A 5,416-nucleotide genomic window follows, 5' to 3' on the forward strand; every position below is an offset into this window, starting at 1 on the left:
GAGTGCGCAACAGTTTCACGGTGATCTCGCACGCGATGCCGAGCGTGCCCTCCGAGCCGAGGAACACGCCGCGCAGATCCGGCCCGAGCTGCTCGCCGGTGTCCGAGCCGAGTGTGACGATGCTGCCGTCGGGCAGCACGATGAGCAGGGAGAGCACGTGGTTGGTGGTGAAGCCGTACTTCACGCAGTGCGCGCCGCCGGAGTTCTCCGCGACGTTCCCGCCGATCGTGCAGACCTGCTGGCTCGACGGGTCCGGCGCGTAGTAGAGACCATGCGGGGCCGCGGCCTTGGTGATGTCGAGATTGGTGACCCCCGGCTGCAGCACCGCGCGCCGGTCGAGTGGGTCGACCTCGAGCACTTTACGCAACCGCTGCAACGAGATGACCACGCCGTCGGCGACGGGCAGCGCCCCGCCGGACAGGCCCGTACCCGCACCCCGCGCGACGAACGGGACCCCGTGTTCGTGGCAGACCTGCACGGCCGCGGCCACTTCGGCGGTGTTGCCCGGCAGCACGACCAGCGCGGGCGTCTGGCGGAAGCCGGTGAGGCCGTCGCATTCGTAGGTGCGCAGCCGGACCGGGTCGGAGATCACGTTCGCGGCGCCGACGGCCCCGGCCAGGAGCCCGGGCACCCGCGCGTCGAGCATGGCTCCCACCCTCTTTCGCATGGTGGAAAATCGTTGCCGTCAACAGGAAACCCTAGCCCGCGCCGGGCCGGGGATGTCAAGCTCCGGTGATCGCTTAGCGCTCGTCCGCGCCGTCACCCGCGCCGCGGCGAGGCTCGCCGGGCAGGTCCGCGGCCCTTGCCGGTTGGCCCGGTGTTTCGGTGGGCATGCGCTGGTGTAGGTGTGGTGGGGCTGGATCGGTGGGTTGCCTGTGGCGATTAGCCTGGCGAGGCTGTTCCGATCATTCCCTCGGCGTTCATCCCCGCCTTCACCCGCGCCGCGGCGAGGCTCGCCAGGCACGTTCGCAGCACCTGCCGGTTCGCCCGGTGTTTCAGTGGGCATGGGGCGTAGCACTGCCGATTCGCCGCCGTATCGGGCATGCGCTGGTGTAGGTGTGGTGGGGCTGGATCGGTGGGTTGCCTGTGGCGGTCAGTCTGGCGAGGCTGTTCCGATCATTCCCTCGGCGTTCATCCCCGCCTTCACCCGCGCCGCGGCGAGGCTCGCCAGGCACGCTCGCAGCACCTGCCGGTTCGCCGCCGTATCGGGCGTGCGGCCGCAACCAGGGCAGTACAGCCGCACCTCCGCCGCCAGTTCGTCGACCACCACGACGACCGGGCACGCGCAGTCACGGCACCAGCGGTGCCCGGTCACCACGACGACGTGCGCGGGGGAGGCGATGCAGTGGTGCAGCCAGTGCCGGTGCGTGCGGCACGTGAGCCGCTCGAACGGGTCCATCCCGCCGGCCTCGGCCCGGTCCTCTCCGGCCAGCGCCGCGGTCGGCCCGCGGTCGGCGAGGTCGCCGTACCGCCCGGTGCGGTCACTGCGGATCATCACCCACGATAGCTCCGCGCGAGCCGCCCCCGGAGCCCGCCGCGTTCCGCCTGTCTCAAATTGAGACCCGCGTTCCGGCCTGGCGGGGCTGTAATCGCCGCGTAGGTAGCCAGAGGGAGGCTGATCGTGATGTCCTCAGTGCACAGCAACGAAGCCCCGTCGACACCCACCGCGCACGAGGTGCGCTCGATGGTGGAACGTGAGGCACCCCCTGCCCCGACCGGGGTGGTGGTCGGCGCGGGCGGCGACCCGCTCATCATCGGCCTGCCGATTTTCGCGGTCGGCTCACTGGCACTGGGCATGGCCCTGATCGGGGTGGTGCCGGCCACGGCGCTGGGCGCGGTGGTGCCGATCGTGCTGTTCGGCACCGGGCTCTACCTCGGGGTGGTGACCGTGTGGGCGGCGATGCTCGCGCAGACCATCGTCGCGGGCATCACGGGGACCTTCTCCGGGTTCTGGCTCAGCCTCGGCGCGCTGCTGCTGGGCCTGCAGCACAACTGGTACGGGGTGGCCGCCGACCAGGTGGCAGGCGTGGAACAGCTGTTCTTCATCGCTTGGGGCTGCCTGTTCCTGTTCCTGCTGATCCCGTGCCTGCGGCTGCCCGCCGTCTACCCGGCCGTGGTCGCGCTCGTCGTCGCGGCGTGCGCGCTGGCCGCCGCGGCGGCGCACACCGGTGACGCGAACCTGCTCAAGGCGGCCGGATACGTGATCCTGGTGTTCGCGCTGCTCGGGTTCTGCGCGTTCGTCAACGTCGGGCTTACCGCGATGGGCGCGAAGCGGCCGTTCCCGCCGCTCGGCCGCCCGCCCGTCGGCTGACCGGCTTCGCCGGGCACCCCTTGGCGTGGTCGTCCACCACACCGACCGCTTCGAGGTAGGCGTACGTGATCGTGGTGCCCACGAAGGTGAACCCGCGGCGTTTGAGGTCCTTGCTGATCCGGTCGGACAGCGGGGTGCTGACGGGCAGTGCTTCCCCCGGGAGCGGGCTGTTGACCACCGGCTCGCCCCCGGTCCACTGCCACAGGTACTCCGCGAAGGACCCGAACTCGCCTTGTACGGCAAGGAAAGCCTGCGCGTTGCGGACCGTGGACCGGACCTTGAGCCGGTTGCGGACGATACCCGCGTCGGCCATCAGCTCGTCGAGTTTCGGCTGCCCGTACCCCGCGATCTTGTGCACGTCGAACCCGTCGAGCGCGGCGCGGTAGTTCTCGCGCTTGTTCAGCACGGTGGACCAGGACAGCCCAGCCTGGGCGCCTTCGAGCAACAGCAGCTCGAACAGGTACCGGTCGTCGTGCGACGGCCGGCCCCATTCGGCGTCGTGGTATGCCGTCATCAGCTCCGAGCCCCGTGCCCAGGCACACCTTGGTTCGCTCATCCGGATTCCTTTCGCCGGCGACGGCCCCAGCCGCGCGTGGCCCCAAGCTACGGCAGGGCTACGACAAGTTCGTGCACCTCGTGGCCGCCGCGGTCAGCCCAGGATTTCGCGGGACTTCAGGTGTGTCACGAGCAGTTCGCCGACATGGCGGATGTGCTCGGCCATCGCCGTGCGCGCCGCGTCCGGATCGCGGGCCCGCAACGCGGCGAGCACCGGCAGGTGATCTTGGGCGGAGGCGGCGGGCCAGCCTTCGATGGTCCCGAAGAAGCGCAACGGCACGTAGTTCACCGTCAGGCTGAGCAGGCTCGCCATCCGGTGCGACTGCGAGGCTTTGTTGATGACGCGGTGCATTTCGTGGTTGTGCCTGTCGACGAGCTTCGCGTCGCCCGCCTTTTCCGCCGCCACGACAAGTTCCTGCAGTTCGTCGAGCCGGGCGAGATCCTCGTCGGGCAGCACGACGGCGGCGCGGGCCGCCAGCTCGCCGGCGATGAACGCCTGCACCGCGAACAGGTCGCCGATGTCGCGCGGGGTCAGCGGCACCACGCGATACCCGCGCCGCGGCTCCCACCGCACCGACCCCTCGCTGCCCAGCAGCATCAGCGCCTCGCGCACCGGCGTGGGGGAGACGCCGAGCTCGCGCGCCAGGTGCTCGGTGCGGATGAACTCCCCGGCCCGGAACTCCCCGGCCATGATGCCCTCGCGGATGTAGGCGGCGACTTTTTCGCTCAGCTGCTGGCGGTCGTCGGTGGGTCTGCCCATCCGGGCAGGTTAGCAAGATTCTATAGAATATGCGCCGAGCCGGGGTAGGGTTGGCCACGGACCCACCGGATGCCGAGGACGAGGGAGTTTTGGTGACTGACCGCACCGCGCTGTATGTGGACGGGGCCTGGGCGCCCGCCGACGGGGGCGAGACGATCCCGGTCGAGAACCCGGCGACCGAAGAGGTGATCGCGGCCGTCCCGGCGGGTACCGCGGCGGACGTCGACCGCGCCGTGACAGCGGCGAAGCGGGCCTTCCCCGGCTGGGCCGCCACCTCCCGCGCCGAGCGCCGGGAGCTGCTCGACCGCCTGCTCGGCGGGCTGGCGAAACGTGCCGAGGAGATCGGCGAAACCATCGCGCGCGACGTCGGCACCCCGCTGCGCATGGCCACCCGGATCCAGGCCGCCCTCCCGCAGACCGACGTCAAGACGTACGTGGACCTGCTCGCCGAGGAGGAACAGGACGAGCGCGCCGGCAACTCGGTGATCGTGCGCGAGCCCGCCGGGGTGGTCGCCGCCATCACGCCGTGGAACTACCCGCTGCACCAGATCACCTGCAAGCTCGCGCCCGCGCTGGCGGCGGGCTGCACCGTGGTCATCAAACCGAGCGAGGTCGCGCCGCTGGCGGCCTACCATCTCTTCGACGCCATCCACGAAGCCGGTTTCCCGGCCGGCGTGGTGAACCTGGTCAGCGGCACCGGCCCGGTGGTCGGCGAGGCGCTCGTGACCCACCCGGACGTCGACGTGGTGTCGTTCACCGGTTCCGTGCGGGCCGGTTCGCGGGTGGCCGAGCTGGCCGGGCGCGCGATCAAACGCGTCACGCTGGAGCTGGGCGGGAAGTCGGCCAACGTGATCCTGCCGGACGCCGACCTGGAGACCGCGGTCAAGGTCGGCGTCGGCAACGCCTTCCTCAACGGCGGGCAGACGTGCACGGCGTGGACCAGGATGCTCGTCCCGGCCGCGCTGGAGGACCAGGCGTTCGAGCTCGCGAAGACGTTCGCCGAGGGGTTCACGCCCGGCGACCCGCTGGACCCCAAGACGAAGCTCGGCCCGATGGTCTCGCGCGCGCAGCGTGACCGTGTGCGGGGCTTCATCACGCAAGGCATCGACGCCGGTGCCCGCCTGATCACCGGCGGCGCCGACACGCCGGTGGGACGCGAGGTGGGTCACTTCGTGGCGCCGACCGTGTTCGGCGGTGTGCACCCGGATTCGGTGCTGGCACAGGAAGAGATCTTCGGGCCGGTGCTGTCCGTACTGTCCTATCGCGACGAGGACGAGGCGCTGGAGATCGCCAACAACTCCCGCTACGGCCTGCACGGCGCGGTGTGGTCGGCCGACCAGGACCGCGCGATCGCCTTCGCGCGGCGGGTCCGCACCGGCCAGATCGACGTCAACGGCGGCGCGTTCAACCCACTCGCCCCCTTCGGCGGCTTCAAGCAGTCGGGCATCGGCCGCGAGATGGGCACGTTCGCCATGGCCGAGTTCACCGAGATCAAGTCCATCCAACTCTAGAAAGGCACCGATGTACGAGCTGGACGCCGCGGAACAGGCCATTGTGGACACTGTGCGCGACTTCGTGGAACGCGACGTGCGGCCGGTCGCACGCGAGCTGGAGCACGAGAACACCTACCCCGAGAAGCTCATCGAGCAGATGAAACAGCTCGGGGTCTACGGGCTCGCGATCCCCGAACCCTATGGCGACCTGAAGGTGTCCACCCCCTGCTACGCGCTGGTGACCGAGGAGCTGGCGCGGGGCTGGATGAGCCTGGCCGGCGCGATGGGCGGGCATAC

General features: G+C 70.4%; 7 protein-coding genes. 3 read left to right on the plus strand and 4 right to left on the minus strand.

Going from position 1 to position 5,416, the window contains the following annotated elements; translation table 11 throughout:
* Both VHD82_RS17425 and VHD82_RS17430 read right to left on the minus strand, forming a co-directional pair.
* Positions 1 to 646 (minus strand): FAD-binding oxidoreductase (locus VHD82_RS17425; protein ID WP_325704361.1); only part of this gene is annotated, 646 nt, incomplete at its 3' end.
* 447 nt (positions 647 to 1,093) lie between these two features.
* Positions 1,094 to 1,495: a hypothetical protein gene (locus VHD82_RS17430; RefSeq protein WP_325704364.1), complete on the minus strand. Its 402-nt coding sequence runs from the start codon at positions 1,493 to 1,495 to the stop codon at positions 1,094 to 1,096.
* 129 nt (positions 1,496 to 1,624) lie between these two features.
* Between VHD82_RS17430 and VHD82_RS17435 the strand changes: the two genes are divergently transcribed.
* A complete protein-coding gene (locus VHD82_RS17435; protein ID WP_325704367.1) occupies positions 1,625 to 2,311 on the plus strand; it encodes a GPR1/FUN34/YaaH family transporter in 687 nt (228 codons plus the stop codon).
* Here the strand turns inward: VHD82_RS17435 and VHD82_RS17440 are convergent.
* Both VHD82_RS17440 and VHD82_RS17445 read right to left on the minus strand, forming a co-directional pair.
* Positions 2,253 to 2,867, minus strand: a complete 615-nt coding sequence (locus VHD82_RS17440) for a DNA-3-methyladenine glycosylase I (protein WP_325704370.1) — start codon at positions 2,865 to 2,867, stop codon at positions 2,253 to 2,255. The two genes, VHD82_RS17435 and VHD82_RS17440, sit on opposite strands and share 59 nt — an antisense overlap.
* Before the next feature lie 93 nt (positions 2,868 to 2,960).
* Positions 2,961 to 3,626, minus strand: a complete 666-nt coding sequence (locus VHD82_RS17445) for a GntR family transcriptional regulator (protein WP_325704373.1) — start codon at positions 3,624 to 3,626, stop codon at positions 2,961 to 2,963.
* A gap of 92 nt (positions 3,627 to 3,718) precedes the next feature.
* On the opposite strand from VHD82_RS17445, the gene VHD82_RS17450 reads away from it, so the two are divergent.
* Together VHD82_RS17450 and VHD82_RS17455 are read left to right on the plus strand one after the other, a co-directional pair.
* Positions 3,719 to 5,137, plus strand: a complete 1,419-nt coding sequence (locus VHD82_RS17450) for an aldehyde dehydrogenase family protein (protein ID WP_325704376.1) — start codon at positions 3,719 to 3,721, stop codon at positions 5,135 to 5,137.
* Between the two features lie 10 nt (positions 5,138 to 5,147).
* On the plus strand, positions 5,148 to 5,416 hold a 269-nt coding region (locus tag VHD82_RS17455), incomplete at its 3' end, for an acyl-CoA dehydrogenase family protein (RefSeq protein WP_325704379.1).

It is taken from the genome of Amycolatopsis sp. (genome assembly GCF_035546795.1).
Taxonomy (GTDB): Bacteria; Actinomycetota; Actinomycetes; order Mycobacteriales; family Pseudonocardiaceae; genus Amycolatopsis_E.

Coding starts and splice junctions, on each gene's coding strand:
- VHD82_RS17430 (WP_325704364.1), bottom strand. CDS start 1,495: ATGATCCGCAGTGACCGCACCGGGCGGTACGGCGACCTCGCCGACCGC.
- VHD82_RS17435 (WP_325704367.1), top strand. CDS start 1,625: ATGTCCTCAGTGCACAGCAACGAAGCCCCGTCGACACCCACCGCGCAC.
- VHD82_RS17440 (WP_325704370.1), bottom strand. CDS start 2,867: ATGAGCGAACCAAGGTGTGCCTGGGCACGGGGCTCGGAGCTGATGACG.
- VHD82_RS17445 (WP_325704373.1), bottom strand. CDS start 3,626: ATGGGCAGACCCACCGACGACCGCCAGCAGCTGAGCGAAAAAGTCGCC.